The sequence below is a fragment of the Dechloromonas sp. ZY10 genome (assembly GCF_041378895.1).
GTDB lineage: Bacteria > Pseudomonadota > Gammaproteobacteria > Burkholderiales > Rhodocyclaceae > Azonexus > Azonexus aquae.
Window position 1 is genome coordinate 2,319,129 of record NZ_CP144212.1, and the last position, 16,003, is coordinate 2,335,131.

Genomic DNA, 16,003 nt, shown 5'->3' on the forward strand with positions numbered 1-16,003 from the left:
CTTACAGCCTCCAGAGAATCGCAGCAGCCCACGCGGTGTAGCCCACCAGCGCGGCGATGGTCAGCACATGCAGGGTCAGACGCAGACCCGTCGGCTTGACATAGTCCATCCAGATGTCACGCACGCCAATCCAGACGTGGTAAAACAGGCTGACGAAGAAGATGAAGGTAACGAACTTGATGAAGCCATTGGCAAAAACCCCGCGCCAGGCTTCGAAAGAGGACGGCTGAACGATCAGCAGGACAGCCCCCATGATCACCGTGTACAGCGCCATGATGACGGCCGTGGCACGCTGGGCAATCCAGTCCTTGAGGCCGTAATGCGCCCCGACAACGTTGCGATTGATCACAGCAACACCCCCCAGAAGATCAGGGTCAGCGGAATGCTGACGGCGAACACGACTGCTGCGGACTTGCGTGCCGCTTCCTTCTCGATCCCGACGTGCAGATCAAGCAACAGGAAACGGATACCGGCGCAGAAGTGATGGATGTAAGCCCAGATCAGACCGGCAAGAATCACCTTGGCCGGCAGCGTCGAAAAGACGCCCTTGAAAACCGCGAAGGTTTCAGCCGAATTCAGGCTCGCCGAGAACAGCCAGAGGAGCAGCGGAAAGCAAAGGAAGAGACCGGCACCGCTGACACGATGCAGGATCGACACTTTGCCCGGTAGGGGCAACCGTATGGTTGTCAGGTCCAAATTTTTTGGACGCTTCTTGATGGTCATTTCTGCCATGAACGTCATCCCTCGCGTAAATGTGCGGTTTTACCGCTTGTACGTGGTTTGAAAGGAACCGTAATTATACAATCAATATCGCCCCTTTGACTTCCCCTGCCGGGCGTTTTCAGGACTAGTCACAGCGACCTAAGCTACCCCAGATCGTTGCGGTAATAGTGGCGATGCGTGCAATACAGGCCACGCCGCCATTCAACCGGCCGATTCCCGTAGGTATAGGCAGTGCGCTCAACCAGCAACAACGGCGCCCCAACCTCGAGACGCAGAAGCTGAGCCGTACGCTCGCCAGCAGCAACTGCCCGCAAGCGCTCCTCGGCGCGAATCATGCGCACTCCGTAATCGGCCTCGAAGAGACTGTAAAGAGAGCGCTCGCCGCTGCGCAAAGCTTCCAGGGTCAAACCGGAAAACAAATCAGCGAGGAGATAGATTCGGTCATGAACCACCGCCTCACCATCAAAACGCAGCAGTCGCTCGACGTGCACCACCGGATCACCGAGCGACAACCCCAGAGCCAAAGCCACATCGGCATCCGCTTCAATCAGCGAACAGGAAAGCGGATCACTGACCGACTGAGCCACACCGCCATCATCTGGAACCAGACGCAAAAACCGATAAAAGGAACGGGGGTCGTCATGGGTAGCGACAAAGGTACCCTTACCCTGGCGACGAACCAACAGGTTCTCGGCCGCCATTTCGTCGATCGCCTTGCGCACCGTCCCCTGACTGACGCTGAAGCGGACCGCCAACTCGCCCTCACTAGGGATCGCATCGCCCGGCCCCCACTCGCCATCCTGCAGACAGCGAATGAGGTAATCCTTTATCTGGCGATAAAGCGGGCTGAAAGTCGGGGCTGCTGCGCGGCCGGCCGAACGCTGTGAATCACGAGTCATGCAACCAATTTCAGCACATTTCCGGCCATGCGTCCACGAAAAGTTGTCTTATATAAGACATATTATGCGACTCATGCCGCGAACATATCGAGAACTTCGACCGCAGAATGCAGCTTGCTAGGCATCAAGTGCGCATAACGCTCAGTCATTTTGATTGAGGTATGCCCCAAAAGGTCACGGACCTTCACTAGCTCCACCCCTTCCGACACCAGCCAGGATGCACAAGTATGGCGCAAGTCGTGAATTCGGAAGTCAGAAATCCCCGCCTCTTTCACCGCCTTGCGGAACAGCCAATCTAGCGACTTCACGCGGTCGCCGGATGGCTTTGAAAACACCCACTCAGCACCGACCGGCCCCCGCGCTTTGAGCGCATGCAGAGCACCCAGAGCAGTCTTATTCAACGGGACAGCACGCCGCCGGGCGGTTTTCGTATTTTCCGGGCGCAGGACGAAAAAACGCCGCAACAAATCCACGTCAGACCAGCGAAGCGTCAGCAACTCAGTCTTGCGACAGCCGGTATGCAGCGCAAGGCGTACAAAATCACCCAGGACAGGCCGCAGAGCGTCAGCAGCGGCAATCAAGCGATCAGCCTCGATACGGTCGAGGTAACGCAACCTCAGCGGAGCAGCGCGCAGCCATTGGTACTTGACGGGGTTTTCCGTGACCGACACACCCCAGCGCCTGCAAGCATGATTGATCGCAGCACTGAGAACGGATAGCTCGCGATTAATTGTGGTCGAACGAATGCCGGCAGCGAGGCGCGATTGCGCATAGTCGTGTATGTCCGAGCCGCGAAGGTCAGCCAGCGGCCTGGAAGGATCGCGGGCAGAAAAAGCGCGTATCACGGAGGACACGGAATAGCAGGATTTAAGAGTGCGGATGTCTGACAGATAACGGTCCGCCCAGGCTGCAAGGGTGATCTGTTCCGGCATGCCGTCATTGTATCGCATGCGTCCATACGCATCCGCCGTGCGATCCTGTTCCGATGTGTCCTAGTTACAAGTTTAGGGCCGCTTCGCGGCCCGGACCGCTACCGCGTGTCTCGCCCTGCTCTTTTGCCCTGGGAAAGACTTCTACGAAGTCTCCCCCAGGGCAAACCGCCGGGGAAAAAGTGGTTTCAAGTGTGAGGCGCCTAGCTGGTCTGCAAGGCACGGGGAACAGGGGTGCCGCGCTGAAAGCGATGAAGCCCGCGACGCAAGGCATGGCCGGGGCTTACAAGCTACACCGAAGGAGATAAAACGCCGGGGCGCCCCGGCTGCGCAACGACCGGGCAAACACCAACGGCGCCCGGTCTGCACTTCGACGGACCGGGCAACGGGTTAAACGTGACAGCCACAACAAACCACCGCGGTTGAGCTGCGCGACCACCCCGAAGGACAGAAATGCGGCACCGCCGCCACGAAACGACCGGGCGAACACCAGCGGCGCCCGGCCTGCACTTCGACCGAACGCGCACGGAAATAAAACGCATGGCATCAAATTCTCTCAAAAACACTTGCATATTTTCATAACATAACGTATCATAACATAACTACATAACGTAACGTAACAAAGGAGAAGGAAGATGGCACGAGAAGCAACGATTTCGCAAGAACAAGTCAATGCCGCCGCCGACGCAATCCGCGCAGCCGGCCAACAGCCGACCGCCCGTGCCGTCCGTGATGCACTCGGAACAGGCAGCATGGCAACAATCCTCAAGCTGCTGCAAACCTGGAAGGCCGGGCAAGTAAAGGCTGCACCGACAGATGTGACGCTCCCCCCGGCGCTGTCACGCTATCTAGTCGATTTCGTCGCACAGGAAGTCGCAAAGGGCCGCGCAGAGATTGAAGCCGAGCTTGTGGCCAGCCAGCAGGCAACCGCCGACCTGATCGCGGAAAACGAACGTCAAACCGCACAGATAGAAAACCTATCCGTCAACTGCGAAGCATTGAACGCCGAGAAGGCGGAAATCTCAGGCCGACTAGCTGTCATGGAATCCGACCTGGCAGCAGCACGGGATACTGCACAAGCCGCAGAACAAGCGGCGGAATCCACTCGCACCGAACTAGCAAAAGCCCAGCTTCGCCTTGAAGGCTTACCGCGCCTAGAATCCGATCTAGCCGCTGCCCGCGCTGATTTAGCGGCAGCGCTCAATCGGGCCACAGAGGCCGAGAAATCGGCGGCGGTTGCCTCTGCTCAACTGACCGCCCAGGCCGAAAAATCGGCCCAACTATCCAACGATAAAGCCCTGCTATCGGCCAAGCTGGAGTCGGCAGAGAAGCAAGCCCGCGCCGACACCCAGGAATTGTCGACCTTGCGGCTCCAGGTTCAGGCGCAACAAACCGCCCTGGATACTCAAACGCGAGAACTCACAGATGCGAAAAACACTGTAAAAGAAGCCCGAAACGAGGCCAAAAAATCAGGTGAAATTGCCGCCGAATTGCGCGGACAACTAGCCGCAAAAACGACAGCAATCAAACCTAAATAACGAAACAATCACGATTTATTGACTTCGAGCAGCAGGATTGTTTGACGCTTAGAAACAGTCCTGCTGCTACCGAGCGAAAAGCCGAAGAACGAGCGACCGGCGTCCGAATCCTCGTCGGCATCGAGACCGGCAATCACGATGAGTTCCCCAGGTTGCACCGTCAAATCCGTTTGCAGCTCGCGCTTGTTCAACGTGGGGCTGTTTAGCTGGCTGGTGCTGGTCTGGCGGAAGCCGCTGACCGTCTGCTGGATGCGAAGATCAATACCCCCTTCTTTGACCACCGGCTGCACCTCGAAAATGGTGCCAGCTTGCTTGTAGACGACGGATTGAGTCGCGCCGCCGACATTTGTCGTAACGCCACCGAGGGTCGGCACCTCTTCGCCGACCGAGAACCGCCCCTTGCCACCCGATCGCACACGCACAACAGGACGCGAAACAGAGCGATAGCGGCCATCCGAATCCAGCACCTTTAACACCGCCTCGATGTTCGCGGTTTTGATGGTTAAAGCGTTCGCCCTGGAGATCGACGGCCCGCCCAGGTTAATGCCGAGCTTGCCGCCCAGGATGTTAGCCGTGAGCTCAAAAGCAGAACCGGCGTCAGTCGTGACTGTCACGTCATACGCCACGGCACGCACCTGGAGATTGTCGACCGGCGTATCGATCAACTGAATCAGCTCACGAGCTGCACGCGCATCCTTTGATGCAACACGAAATACCAGCCATTCAGCATCGTCAGCTCGAAAACCCGATTGAGTCTCAGCAGTAGCAGCTTTTGCGCCCTGGACTTCGGACTGGAGAGCCGCAGCGAACCCCCCAGGAGAGGACGAACCGGATTGAACTGCTGACTGCGAAGACACCAGGGACGGAACGGCAGAAGACGAACCCTGCTGCGACTTCTGCACCTGAGCTTGAACTGACGGGAACGCAGAGCGCAGGAGATCAAGGACGGCGGCAGACTGGCGGTGATGGAGCCGGTGAACGATCAATTCATCATCACGCCGAGCGCCAATAAAAACGATCCCCTGGCGCTCTTTGACATCGACGCCGGAAGTCTCCAACACAGCAGCAAGGGTAAAAGCCACCATCGGCTTATCGACGGCCTGAATATTGATGCTGACGGTTTTCTTGCCGACCTCATCGTCGACGACATAGGGGCGCTTCAGGATTTCGGAAAAAACCGCTTTCGCAAGCGATTGAACCTCGATCTTGTCGAAACGCAGGGAGACAGAATCTTGAGCAATCGCAGATGAAATAAACGCGACAGTCACAATAATAAAACGCCACATCAATGCACCTCTTTTGCGTGACGACGACCACCGCCGCCGTTTTCGTTCCAGTCACGATAAAAACCCGTTTCAACCAGGGCTTTGCACATCTCTGGCGGCACATCGAGCCGCGTAGATTGGTCAGTAACGCAGTTGCACCGAGCGCCGACCAGGAAGCAGCCAACCGGGTACGGTGCGCGAGCGGGGTCCGTCACAGACTCATATCGAGGCGCAGTGAACAACAGACCAGGAACCGTGGGCGCGTATTGATCGAGGGGCGACACAGAACGAGCTGGCGACTGATGGCCATGAGCCTGGCCAGGACGACCAGGGAGCAAACTAGAAGTCTCACCGGCAGTTTTTTTCTCAGGCTGGCCAGTAACTTTTGACGCAAAAGACGCTTGCCAGGAAACGAGGAACCAGATGACACCACCGAGTAAAAACGGCGCAACAATGAGCATCAAGATGCGAAGAGGCGGCCGGAATTTGTGGGTGTGCATTTCCGCCGACTTGTAATAACCGAAAACCTCTTTCGGGTATTTCCAGAGCTTCGACTGACTGCCTAATCGCTGTTTGTCGCAGTTTTCGCGGACCTCGTTCCATTCATGAATATTTGCAGCATTGCCGCCGAATGCGCGCATTACGTGAATATGACGACCGCACAGGCGCCGGATATTGCTATCCAGCAACATCGGATGCTGCGTAATCAAGAAAATGTCATAACCGCTATGCCGGTGAGTCTCGAACTTCTCCACAGACTCAGGAACCGCAGCGCCGGCCGGCCGTGGGCGGTATTGCCGCTGCACTTCGTCGAACACAATGATTGACCCGACAGGCAGCTTATGCCACTCCATCGGGTCTTGCATTTCGGTCCAATCAAGCGTGAGGTCAGCAATCCCCGTATAAAAAACAGGCCGCCCCTCTTTCTCGGCATATTGTTTAACCAGCCAGATCGCATGCAAGGACTTGCCGGCACCAGGCTGACCAGTAATTAACGTCATCATTTCGAGAGCCTCCCGAAAACGATCTTCATGCCGATCAATGACGCCGCCGCCATGTAGCCGGAAATGATGATATTGAGCGCATCGAATAAACCGCAGAAAGCGGCGACCTGAAGAAATATCCCGGCTGCTGCACCACTGCCGCCAGTATCAACCGAACCGACCATCGACGAAATCAAATTAATATCGGAAATCACATAACCTAAAAACGCCTCGAATGATTTAACGCCAATAATCGTCAGACCGAGCCCCGCCAGCATTGCGCCAGCTCGCGTAGCAAAAAATGAAGTAAGCCCCGCAGCAACACCAGCACCGACTGAAACAAATAAAGCAGGAATCGCCATAAAACCCCCCCCCGTATTAAACAAGCGTGCGATGCATCAACCGCAAAACAATTAAATAAGCGGCAATGTGCATAATTAAACGAATGAATTTACCGAACTCGCAGAGAATGGATAAATCAACCGTCAATAAATTGCCGTAAATATTGACCGGCACAGAAGAAATGCAGCCGGCTGCAAATGAAAAATATTCCTGGCGATTTTTCTGGAACGCTTCCATTACATCGAAATCAAAAAGACCGTTTTTATTTAATGCGTCATCGCCTTTTTGTTTGAAATCGTCTGTTCCAAATGGCCTGTTTGGATCAAATACGGAGTTGTCGTTTCCCTCAAGAGAATTGACCTGCTCGGCAATACATCGAGCCATCCATGCCTCACGCGCAACACCGCACTGGACGGCATCGCCGGTACAAAGAAACGAATCCGCGCAGCGATTCTGGCCATATATCCCTGCGGGGCCATCCCCGGGACCAGCGCCGGTCCCGGTGCCGGTCCCGTCGCCGGTCCCAGGGCCGCTAGTGCCGGGATCAGTGCCAGAACCAGATGTTCCACCGGTAGGAGAACCACCTGATGTCGACGTGGAATCACCAGGCGCAGCACCACCAGAATCGCCACCAGTACCGGTAGATGTCGACGTGGACGACGACCAGGAATCACCAGCCTGAGTTGTTCCCGATGTAGGTTTTTTTGGGGTATCCGTCAACGAACAATTAGCGCCAGTAAATCCAGCCTGTTTAACGTAACAAAAAAGCGGCAGAGGATTCTCTTTTGACGCGCCCGTTCCAGCCACACAACCGCCGAATAGATTTTTACCCGCGTCCGTCAAATCAACCAGAACGCGGCAACCATCCTCACAACGATAATCAGTGTAACCAGAAGGCCAAGCTGCGCCGGTTTGACAAGATAAAGTCGACTGGTCGCATATAGTCCACGCATTGGTCTGATAGAGATAAGGTTCAATTAATCCACCAGCAACAACGGAACAATCACGATAACACTCAAGACTGGAATTCACCGCCCAGCCATCACCAATTGCACCACAGCGAACAACATGAATCTCATAGACTTCAGAACCGGTGGAATTATTGAAGAATACCGTACTACCCAAACAGCGTTCCGCATAGGTATCACTAGGACTATAAGAAGCCGATGGGCAATCGCCACTACTTGAGATAAAACGCCACGGAGCCGACGGGAACGAATAACTATAAGTGCTGTATAGATCGACGCCGTATTTCTGGCGCATATATGTCGCATACGCAGTCTGACCTTTGTGCTGAACAACCGTAAAAGCACCCGCACCAGTTCCACCGCCAGCAGATAAACAGGAATTCGAGATTAAAAACAGAATTAAAAGAATCAATCTTTTCATAATTGTCAGTGGAATAAAATCCACCCCGCGCCGATTATTCCAACAACAACATAAAATCCCATTTGCGCCCCCTGGACGAAAAAAAAGGGCGGCAAATTGCCGCCCCGTGACAGTCACGCGATTACAGAGCGCGACGAATCCACTTGTACACCGAGGCGGTAACGAGAACGATCAGAACAGCCGCACCGATGGCGGAAATCGGGGCAACAGCACCGTTGATGGCGGTAGTGACGGAGGAAACATCCATTTTTCAATCTCCAGAATGAGAAGAGGATTTAAGAAATTGCCCTACCTGGCGAAACGTCCAAGCCACAGCCCACAAAAGGAGGATCGCCACCCCCACTTGTGCGCCCTGGTCAGCCGTCAGTGCGAAGGGCGAAGCACTGATTAAGCGGTATTCCAAGCCGTCAACAACGACTAAGGAACAAGTTGTTTTGTCGTCCGGCTGCGGATCGCTGACCGCGAAGCCGGAGATATAAATTCTTGCGGTGCCGGTAGGACCGGGGAAGGCGTAAAAGCCGACGTTTTCGACGCAGACGGCCACTAGAGCACCCCGCGTCCGATAAATTGCGCAGGCAGCCCCACATCGCGGCCGGCCTGTTCCGCTTTCGTGACAGTCACATAAAGCAAGATGGCAAAACAGGCGGCGAGAAAGAGATAAGCTTTATTCATGCTCTTCTGGCCTATCAGAAAGACAAACCAAACGAAACAACGAAGAGAAGCGCGACTGTAAAAGAAGCGTTAAAGAAACACGCTCAATAAAAAGCTGATGCTCAGGCCCCATGGCGGCAACAGAGGCACCAGCCTCGTCGATCTGTTTTTTGAAAGCGACATGCGAGGAATCCATTTTTATGCCGACACCCTAAAATCATGGGAATTAGCCGGCGGTCTGCCAGCGATCCAAAAAACATCATTGAGTGATGACACCCACATGTTGCAATCGACGGTCACGCCGGTCAGGAATTGCAGCATCGAGTAAGCCTCTTTGATGGCCTCCGGCATGGATGCGCCGCCGATCCAGTAGCGTTGCTTTTCGGGCAACGTAATGTCGCGTGCATGCCAGTAACGTTTTTTCTCTGAGCTGGAGGTGTCGAAAGTCTTTGCGAGGTACTTGGTCAGGTAGCCAGCGAGCTTGTTGACCTTCCACTGGCGCCCCGTATGGCCCCACCTCTTGCGGTCGGGATTGGTCACATTGACCGCGCCGGGGGTTTCGCTTCCGGCCTCGTCACCGCGACCGCCGAGCGCCTTGTACCAGCACTGACGCAGGTACTTGACCCTTTGCCAGCCCTTGACAGCACAATGGATGTGGAAAGCGCCACGTTCCTGGAGTTCAAGGACGGCAACGTATTGCCAGCCGGGGATACCCTCTTGACCACGCCAGCCGTGACGAACGTACCGAATGAAGCGCTTGAAGTCTTCGCGGACCTTTTCACGGTCGGTCACGTTTTCGCGGTAAGACAGAGTGAAAAGGCGATCTGCACACATGGCTTTAGCAAGCCATCGGATGTTCTGTTTCGCCCGCCGAACAGCGCGATTGTGGTTGGATTGATGGTCAAAATCGGTCTTTTCTTCGTCCGGTTTGACACGGAAACTTGTAAAGCCACTACGCGAGGTTTCACCCTTTTCAGCACAGGCGGCAGCGTAGGACGTGCCAGCAATACTATGCTTAATGAGTTCCTCAGACATTGGCTTTACAACTTTCATCACGGCCTCAAACTCCCCGCTTGAAAACTGACGTAAATTGATGTAGTAATTTGCTGATTCTTGGGCGTATAATTCGCTCATGCCATCGACCTACTTGCTCTAGGTTTTGGTTAGAAGCCCCGGACAGCGCCAACTGATCCGGGGTTTCGCTTTTTGGGGGTCAGGGTTTCTTAGGGGCTTCAGCAGCTTTGGCTTCCGCTGCCTTTGCAGACTGCTGCTGCGCTTCAGCGATGGACGACGCTACAGACGCCCCGCCGACGCGTTCGAACGTGCACATCACGCCAACCATTGCATCCTCTTTAAACGAACGACCGGCGCAGTAATCGACGAGGTAATCACCCGGAGTAACCCCGTTTGGCGCAAGGGCTTCCGGCACTTTCATGGTCGATACATCAATGGTCCCGTCGTGCTTGAACAGAATGACCTTGCAGACATGGGAAGTAACTTCGCGGGGAGCGCCACCGGACTTGGAGGGATAAAGCGCTTTGCGGGTTTCAGATGCGACGACAGTGACGCGTGATTGCATGGTGATAACTCCAGGACGGACGAACGTTGACAGGCACGGGGTTTCCCCCTAGCTTAGATAGTGGCAATTAAGGCCCTTGTGTATATGTATTTACATATAAGCATGACGATACATGGGCAATTACCCATAGTCAATAGCACACGGAGATATTCATGGAACTGAGCGACTACATCCGACAAGCAGCAGAGAAGGCCGGAAGCATTTCTGCACTAAGCCGCGCTCTAGGAATCAACCAGCCCGAAGTCAGCAAGGCCGCAAACGGTCGAGGACGCCTACCACTGGATAAAGTCATCCAGATCGCAGACATGATTGAAGCGGACCGGATTGCAGTGATTTCGGCTAACGAGCTGGTCACAGAAAAGAAGCCAGAGAAGCGCGATTTCTGGAGCCACCTTCTAGCGTCGCCGTCTAGTGCGTCTTATATAAGACATATGATGAATTGACAGGCAGAGCGCTAACTTCTAACATCGAAGTCTCGCCCGCAAAGCAAGGGGAATTGCCCGCGATTCCTGCCAGGCGAGCCGATAGAATTATTTCCACCACGCTGTTTGATACAGGAGCGACATATGTCCAAAGCCCCCATGCGCGTTGCCGTTACCGGCGCCGCCGGCCAGATCGGTTATAGCCTGCTGTTCCGCATCGCCTCTGGCGAAATGCTCGGCAAGGATCAGCCGGTGATTCTGCAGTTGCTGGATCTGCCGCAAGCCCAGCAAGCCGTCAAGGGCGTGATGATGGAACTGGACGACTGCGCTTTCCCGCTGCTCGCCGGCATGATCGCCACCGACGACCCGAACGTTGCCTTCAAGGACGCCGATGTCTGCCTGCTGGTTGGCGCCCGTCCCCGCACCAAGGGCATGGAACGTGCCGACCTGCTGACCGCCAACGGCGCCATCTTCACCGTTCAGGGCAAGGCCATTGCCGAGAATGCCAAGGAAGACGTCAAGGTTCTGGTCGTTGGCAACCCCTGCAACACCAACGCCTACATTGCCGCTGCCGCTGCCAAGAAAGTTGGCCGCACCAATCCGGCCAATTACCACGGCATGCTGCGCCTGGACCACAACCGTGCCCTGTCGCAACTGGCCGAGAAGACCGGTCGCCCGGTCTCTTCGTTCAAGCAGCTGGTCGTCTGGGGCAACCACTCGCCCACGATGTACGCCGACTACCGCAACTGCACCTCCAACGGCGACAACGTCAAGGCCCTGATCAACGATCACGCCTGGAACAACGACGTTTTCCTGCCGACCGTCGGCAAGCGCGGCGCGGCCATCATCGAAGCCCGTGGCCTGTCCTCCGCTGCTTCTGCTGCCAACGCCGCCATCGACCACGTTCGTGACTGGGTCCTCGGCTCCGACGAATGGGTCACCATGGGCGTTCCGTCCGATGGTTCCTACGGCATCCCGGAAGGTATCGTCTACGGCTTCCCCTGCAAGTGCGTGGGTGGCAAGTACGAAATCATCCAGGGCCTGGAAATCGACGAGTACAGCCGCGAGAAGATGAACATCACGCTCAAGGAACTGACCGACGAAGCCGAAGCCGTCAAGGACATGCTGTAAGAGCGAGCGATTAGCTACCAGCTCTTAGCAGTTAGCAAAACGCGAGGCCGCAGTAAAATACTGCGGCCTTTTCTTTTTACTAACAACCAACAACTCGATCCTGACAACTAGCATGCGCCATCCCAAAGACGTTTTGTTTGCGGGCGAAAAGCCCTTCCCGGTCCTGCCCGCCGTCGATCACTACGCCGGCTCGGAAAAGCTGATGAAGAAAGCCCTGCAGTTGCAGAACGAACTCGGGCCGATCTTTGACATCACCTGCGACTGCGAAGATGGAGCGCATGCCGGTGCCGAGCGCGAGCACGCCGAAATGGTCGCCGCACTGATCAACAGCGCGGACAATCACTTCAATCGCGTCGGCACACGGATTCACGACGTAACCCATCCGCACTGGCAGCAGGATCTCGAAATCCTGGTTGGCCGCGCCGGCAACCGCCTGCCCTTCATCACCCTGCCCAAGCCCTGCTCGGCCGAGGATGTCGAAATCCAGCTCGAAGCCCTGCGCGACACCGAACGCAAGCACGGGATCGAACGGCGCATCCCGGTGCACGTCCTGATCGAAACCCACGGCGCCCTGCGTGAAGTCTGGGAAATCGCCGCCCTCCCTGGTGTCGAATCGCTAGACTTCGGCCTGATGGACTTTGTCTCCGGGCACCACGGCGCGATCCCCGGCAGCGCCATGCGCAGCCCCGGCCAGTTCGAACACCCGCTGATCACCCGCGCCAAATGCGAAATCACCGCTGCCGCACTGGCCAATGGAATTGTCCCGGCACACAACGTCACCACTGAACTCAAGGACCTCGACCTGATCCGCAGCGATGCCCGCCGCGCCCGCAGCGAGTTCGGCTACCTGCGGATGTGGAGCATCCACCCCAACCAGATTGTCCCGATCATCGAGGCCATGCGCCCTGACTTTTCCGAAGTCGAAGCCGCCAGCGAAATCCTGTCCGCCGCCCAGGACAAGGACTGGGGGCCGATCCAGCACGCTGGCAAGCTGCACGACCGCGCCTCCTACCGCTATTACTGGGAATTGCTTGATCGCGCACAGATTACCGGAATGGCTATCCCGGCTACCGCCAAGGAGCGCTTTTTTGCGTGATCCGGCTGTTGACCGTGAAAACCCCTCCCTAACTGAGGCGGAACCGGAACTTTCCATTCTCTACCGCGACCGCTGGCTGGTCGTCATCGACAAACCGCCCAGCCTGCTCGTGCACCGCTCGGAGATCGACCGCCACGAAACCCGCTTTGCGATCCAGATTCTGCGCGATCAGATCGGCCAGCGCGTCTGGCCGGCGCATCGCCTGGACCGCGGCACCTCAGGAACCCTGCTGTTTGCACTAAGCCCGGAAATCGCCAGCCAACTCGGCCGCCAGTTCGAAGCCGGGACGGTGGACAAGCGCTACCTGGCCGTAGTCCGGGGCCACCCTGCGGCGAGCGGCGAAATCGACCACCCGCTGACGCGGCAACGTGACGATTTCGAATTCCAGGGCGAACGCTCAAGCCAAGAAGCCCAGCCAGCGCTGACTCGCTACCGCAGACTCGCCAGCATCGAATTGCCGGTCGCCGTCGACCGCTACCCGAGCAGCCGCTACGCCCTGCTCGAACTGGAACCGGTTACCGGCCGCCGTCATCAATTGCGCCGCCACCTCAAACATCTGGCCCACCCGATCATCGGCGACGCCACCTACGGCAAGGGGCGGCACAATCGCTATTTCGCCGAGCAACTGGCCTGTCGACGACTGCTGCTGGCCGCCACCCAACTGGCTTTCGACCACCCGGAGGATGGGCGCCGAATCAAAATCGACGCGCCAGTCAGCGGTGATTTTGCCGCCTTGCTGGCGCGTTTCAACTGGACGGAAGCGATCGGGGAACCTTCCGTCCGCACATCGGATAGTCAGTAGCCGATCGAATTTTCCAGTTCGCTCAGGCGCGCCAGGTCACGCTCCAGTTCAACCATATCCTGCCCCAGCGCATCGCGGGCTGAGACCATCCCCAACGGCGAACCTGCGGCATCAACCACCGGCACATGCCGAAAACCAGCCTCGGCCATCATGTGCAGCGCATAGGCAAGCGGCTTGTCGGGACCGATGGTCTGTAGCTTGCTAACCATGACCTGTACCAGCGGAGTGGTATCGGCATCGAGACCGGCTGCCAGCACCTTGTTCAGTGCATCGCGTTCGGTAAAAATCCCCGCCAGCCGCCCACCATCAAGAACCAGTACCGCACCCACCCGCTTCTCCGCCATCATTCTGGCGGCTGCGCGCACCGTCGTTTCGGGTGCAGCGGTGACCAGAGTCTGGCCGGCAATCACTTGGCTGATCATTCTTCTCGGCATGTTTTGTCTCCTTGATCGTGCATGGAATATGCCTCTGTAGTCTGGCATAAAGCCGTCACCGGCAGGACAAATTTATTGCGAGCGGATCACCGCCACCGCGATCCCGATAAAAATCACAACCAAGCCAATCAACTCAAGATAAGCCATGGTGCGCCTCAAGGTTTCAACTCATAGACGACCCGGACCCGCGCATCGGCATGGCGCAAATCGACGTAGCCAACCCCGCCCGGCCGCTCGGTAACCCAGCGCAACATTTCCTCACTGGTCTTGAGCTGCGGCGGAGGCTGCAGACGACCGGTGAACAACTGCCGCGACCAATAGGCATTAACGTCGGCCAATTCCTTTCCGACCAGCGCCCGATAAAAACGCTCGCGATCGGGGTGAGCATCCTGCAGATCGGCGACCTGTGCCTCGATTCCGTTGAACAACTGCCTGCTGCGTCCGAAAAAGAGATTGACCACCTCCCCCCGGGTCATCGCCGAAACCCCGCTGCGAGCATTCACCACCACCACCAGTTCGGCTTGCGGCGCGCCCGCCGGCAACAGCCAGGCAAGCACCACCAAGGCTAGCAGCAGATCACGGCGACTCATCGGAAAACGTAGTCCAAGGTTACTGAATAGACGTTCATCCGGCCCGACCAGCGGCCAGTTGCCGGATCATCGCGAAAAGGGAACAACGATGTCGAAGCAGCCCGGATGCCATCCCACTGAAACTTCAGCGCGGTATGCCGGGCCAGGTCCCAGCGCAGGCCAGCGGTCGCAGTCCCCTGCTGCACGTGACTGTCAGCCAGAACCCGGTCCACCACCGGGTTCAAGCGCTCCCGTTTGGGCGAAGAGCGCGCCAGACTGTAGCCCAGGTACGGCGTGAATGCACCGAAACGACGCCCCAGCAACAGCGATGCAGCGTACGAACTCTCGAATGCCGCGCTCTGCTGCTCGATCCGATTCACCATCAGCTGAGCCTGCCAAGGACCGTCGTCATAAACCGCCCCCAGCGAGTAAAAGTCGGAACGCCGGCCTGCCGTCTTGAGATACGCCAGCGCCTCGGCCAACCAGGGCTCTGGCAAGCTCGGCGCCAGCGCTCCAGCCAGCGGCAGATCATGACTGAAACGCAACGCGGCATACCCGGCCCGCCACTGCCAGCTGCCTTGCTGCCAATCAAGATAACCGCCTGCCATCGGCGATCCGGCAATCTTCCACTGCTCCTGTGCCAGAGGCAAATGCGCCGATGGCGCGCCATAAAACAACTTGCCGCGCAACACGGCGCTGCCGAAGACGCGGCTGGCAACCAGGTCGACACCGTCAATCGAGGAAAACGGCAAATGCCAGAAAAAATCCCCTGCCGGCCGCACCGTCAAATAGGAGTAACCGATCAGCCGCGAGTCTGCCAGCATGAAGAAATCAGTTCCCAGACGCCCGGCACGCCAGGTCAACGCTGGCGTTGGTTCGTAGCGGAGAAAAGCCCAGGCCAGTTCCGGGGCATAGCTGCGATCATGGCGATAGCGACTGACCGCCTGTACCGTCAAGGACAACTCTGGCGCCAGGCGCCAATCGGCCTGGACTCCGGCAACGCTATCGACGCTCGGCGTCCATTCCCGGCGCGCCCCACGAGGCTGGCTGAGATCGCGCACGAACTCGAGTTCGCGGCTATTGCTGCGGGTTGCGCCGAGGGTAGCAAAGCCCTGCACCGTGAAGGCTGCCTCTTCGGCCACAAGAGGTCCCGCCAGAAAAATCGCCAGGCTGCTGACAGCAACCCCGCACAGACGCGGGAGGAGGAAACGGAGAACAGACATCAGGCTGCTTTTCCGAAAAGGTAGCCGT

At 57.0% G+C, this 16,003-nt stretch carries 22 protein-coding genes; 5 read left to right on the forward strand and 17 right to left on the reverse strand.

Annotated elements, in window-relative coordinates; all coding sequences use genetic code 11:
- Position 1: 1 nt before the first annotated feature.
- The 4 genes from sdhD to VX159_RS10535 form a co-directional block, all read right to left on the reverse strand.
- The gene (gene sdhD, locus VX159_RS10520) at positions 2 to 349 is read right to left on the reverse strand and encodes a succinate dehydrogenase, hydrophobic membrane anchor protein (protein WP_371322838.1); all 348 of its coding nucleotides are present in this window, start codon (positions 347 to 349) and stop codon (positions 2 to 4) included.
- On the reverse strand, positions 346 to 732 hold the full coding sequence (gene sdhC, locus VX159_RS10525; protein ID WP_371322839.1) for a succinate dehydrogenase, cytochrome b556 subunit: 387 nt from the start codon (positions 730 to 732) through the stop codon (positions 346 to 348). Before sdhC ends, sdhD begins: the two co-directional genes overlap by 4 nt.
- A gap of 134 nt (positions 733 to 866) precedes the next feature.
- Positions 867 to 1,622 carry a GntR family transcriptional regulator gene (locus VX159_RS10530; protein WP_371322840.1) on the reverse strand — a complete coding sequence of 252 codons (756 nt, stop codon included), beginning with the start codon at positions 1,620 to 1,622 and terminating at the stop codon, positions 867 to 869.
- Between the two features lie 71 nt (positions 1,623 to 1,693).
- Positions 1,694 to 2,554 carry a tyrosine-type recombinase/integrase gene (locus tag VX159_RS10535; protein WP_371322841.1) on the reverse strand — a complete coding sequence of 287 codons (861 nt, stop codon included), beginning with the start codon at positions 2,552 to 2,554 and terminating at the stop codon, positions 1,694 to 1,696.
- A 632-nt stretch (positions 2,555 to 3,186) separates the two neighbouring features.
- Between VX159_RS10535 and VX159_RS10540 the strand changes: the two genes are divergently transcribed.
- Positions 3,187 to 4,089, forward strand: coding sequence for a DNA-binding protein (locus VX159_RS10540; protein WP_371322842.1), 903 nt, complete (start codon positions 3,187 to 3,189; stop codon positions 4,087 to 4,089).
- 8 nt (positions 4,090 to 4,097) lie between these two features.
- Here the strand turns inward: VX159_RS10540 and VX159_RS10545 are convergent, their stop codons facing one another.
- The 10 genes from VX159_RS10545 to VX159_RS10590 form a co-directional block, all read right to left on the reverse strand.
- The gene (locus tag VX159_RS10545; RefSeq protein WP_371322843.1) at positions 4,098 to 5,375 is read right to left on the reverse strand and encodes a type II secretion system protein GspD; all 1,278 of its coding nucleotides are present in this window, start codon (positions 5,373 to 5,375) and stop codon (positions 4,098 to 4,100) included.
- On the reverse strand, positions 5,375 to 6,358 hold the full coding sequence (locus VX159_RS10550) for a zonular occludens toxin domain-containing protein (protein WP_371322844.1): 984 nt from the start codon (positions 6,356 to 6,358) through the stop codon (positions 5,375 to 5,377). The genes VX159_RS10545 and VX159_RS10550 overlap by 1 nt, the downstream gene beginning before the upstream one ends.
- Positions 6,355 to 6,699 carry a hypothetical protein gene (locus VX159_RS10555; RefSeq protein WP_371322845.1) on the reverse strand — a complete coding sequence of 115 codons (345 nt, stop codon included), beginning with the start codon at positions 6,697 to 6,699 and terminating at the stop codon, positions 6,355 to 6,357. Before VX159_RS10555 ends, VX159_RS10550 begins: the two co-directional genes overlap by 4 nt.
- A 16-nt stretch (positions 6,700 to 6,715) precedes the next feature.
- Entirely contained in the window at positions 6,716 to 8,092 is a 1,377-nt protein-coding gene (locus VX159_RS10560; protein WP_371322846.1) for a hypothetical protein, read from the reverse strand.
- Positions 8,093 to 8,189: 97 nt separating this feature from the next.
- Positions 8,190 to 8,315 carry a major capsid protein gene (locus VX159_RS10565; RefSeq protein WP_371322847.1) on the reverse strand — a complete coding sequence of 42 codons (126 nt, stop codon included), beginning with the start codon at positions 8,313 to 8,315 and terminating at the stop codon, positions 8,190 to 8,192.
- A 3-nt stretch (positions 8,316 to 8,318) separates the two neighbouring features.
- Positions 8,319 to 8,612, reverse strand: coding sequence for a hypothetical protein (locus VX159_RS10570; protein ID WP_371322848.1), 294 nt, complete (start codon positions 8,610 to 8,612; stop codon positions 8,319 to 8,321).
- A complete protein-coding gene (locus tag VX159_RS10575; RefSeq protein ID WP_371322849.1) occupies positions 8,612 to 8,740 on the reverse strand; it encodes a hypothetical protein in 129 nt (42 codons plus the stop codon). Before VX159_RS10575 ends, VX159_RS10570 begins: the two co-directional genes overlap by 1 nt.
- The gene (locus VX159_RS10580; protein WP_371322850.1) at positions 8,733 to 8,915 is read right to left on the reverse strand and encodes a hypothetical protein; all 183 of its coding nucleotides are present in this window, start codon (positions 8,913 to 8,915) and stop codon (positions 8,733 to 8,735) included. The genes VX159_RS10575 and VX159_RS10580 overlap by 8 nt, the downstream gene beginning before the upstream one ends.
- A gap of 2 nt (positions 8,916 to 8,917) precedes the next feature.
- A complete protein-coding gene (locus tag VX159_RS10585; protein WP_371322851.1) occupies positions 8,918 to 9,853 on the reverse strand; it encodes a hypothetical protein in 936 nt (311 codons plus the stop codon).
- A gap of 79 nt (positions 9,854 to 9,932) precedes the next feature.
- Complete coding sequence (locus VX159_RS10590) at positions 9,933 to 10,298, reverse strand: hypothetical protein (RefSeq protein WP_371322852.1); 366 nt, start codon at positions 10,296 to 10,298, stop codon at positions 9,933 to 9,935.
- A gap of 152 nt (positions 10,299 to 10,450) precedes the next feature.
- Here VX159_RS10590 and VX159_RS10595 point away from each other — a divergent pair, with 152 nt between their 5' ends.
- The 4 genes from VX159_RS10595 to VX159_RS10610 all read left to right on the forward strand — a co-directional run bounded on the left by VX159_RS10595 (position 10,451) and on the right by VX159_RS10610 (position 13,749).
- Positions 10,451 to 10,741, forward strand: coding sequence for a hypothetical protein (locus VX159_RS10595; protein WP_371322853.1), 291 nt, complete (start codon positions 10,451 to 10,453; stop codon positions 10,739 to 10,741).
- A gap of 123 nt (positions 10,742 to 10,864) precedes the next feature.
- On the forward strand, positions 10,865 to 11,851 hold the full coding sequence (locus tag VX159_RS10600) for a malate dehydrogenase (protein ID WP_371322854.1): 987 nt from the start codon (positions 10,865 to 10,867) through the stop codon (positions 11,849 to 11,851).
- 112 nt (positions 11,852 to 11,963) lie between these two features.
- Positions 11,964 to 12,947, forward strand: coding sequence for a CoA ester lyase (locus VX159_RS10605; RefSeq protein ID WP_371322855.1), 984 nt, complete (start codon positions 11,964 to 11,966; stop codon positions 12,945 to 12,947).
- Positions 12,940 to 13,749, forward strand: a complete 810-nt coding sequence (locus VX159_RS10610) for a tRNA pseudouridine(65) synthase TruC (protein WP_371322856.1) — start codon at positions 12,940 to 12,942, stop codon at positions 13,747 to 13,749. Before VX159_RS10605 ends, VX159_RS10610 begins: the two co-directional genes overlap by 8 nt.
- Here VX159_RS10610 and VX159_RS10615 read toward each other — a convergent pair.
- From VX159_RS10615 to VX159_RS10625, 3 genes are all read right to left on the reverse strand, one after another.
- Entirely contained in the window at positions 13,743 to 14,183 is a 441-nt protein-coding gene (locus tag VX159_RS10615) for a CBS domain-containing protein (RefSeq protein WP_371322857.1), read from the reverse strand. The two genes, VX159_RS10610 and VX159_RS10615, sit on opposite strands and share 7 nt — an antisense overlap.
- Positions 14,184 to 14,338: 155 nt before the next feature.
- Positions 14,339 to 14,773 carry a hypothetical protein gene (locus VX159_RS10620; protein WP_371322858.1) on the reverse strand — a complete coding sequence of 145 codons (435 nt, stop codon included), beginning with the start codon at positions 14,771 to 14,773 and terminating at the stop codon, positions 14,339 to 14,341.
- The gene (locus tag VX159_RS10625; RefSeq protein ID WP_371322859.1) at positions 14,770 to 15,975 is read right to left on the reverse strand and encodes a hypothetical protein; all 1,206 of its coding nucleotides are present in this window, start codon (positions 15,973 to 15,975) and stop codon (positions 14,770 to 14,772) included. The genes VX159_RS10620 and VX159_RS10625 overlap by 4 nt, the downstream gene beginning before the upstream one ends.
- Positions 15,976 to 16,003 lie beyond the last annotated feature (28 nt).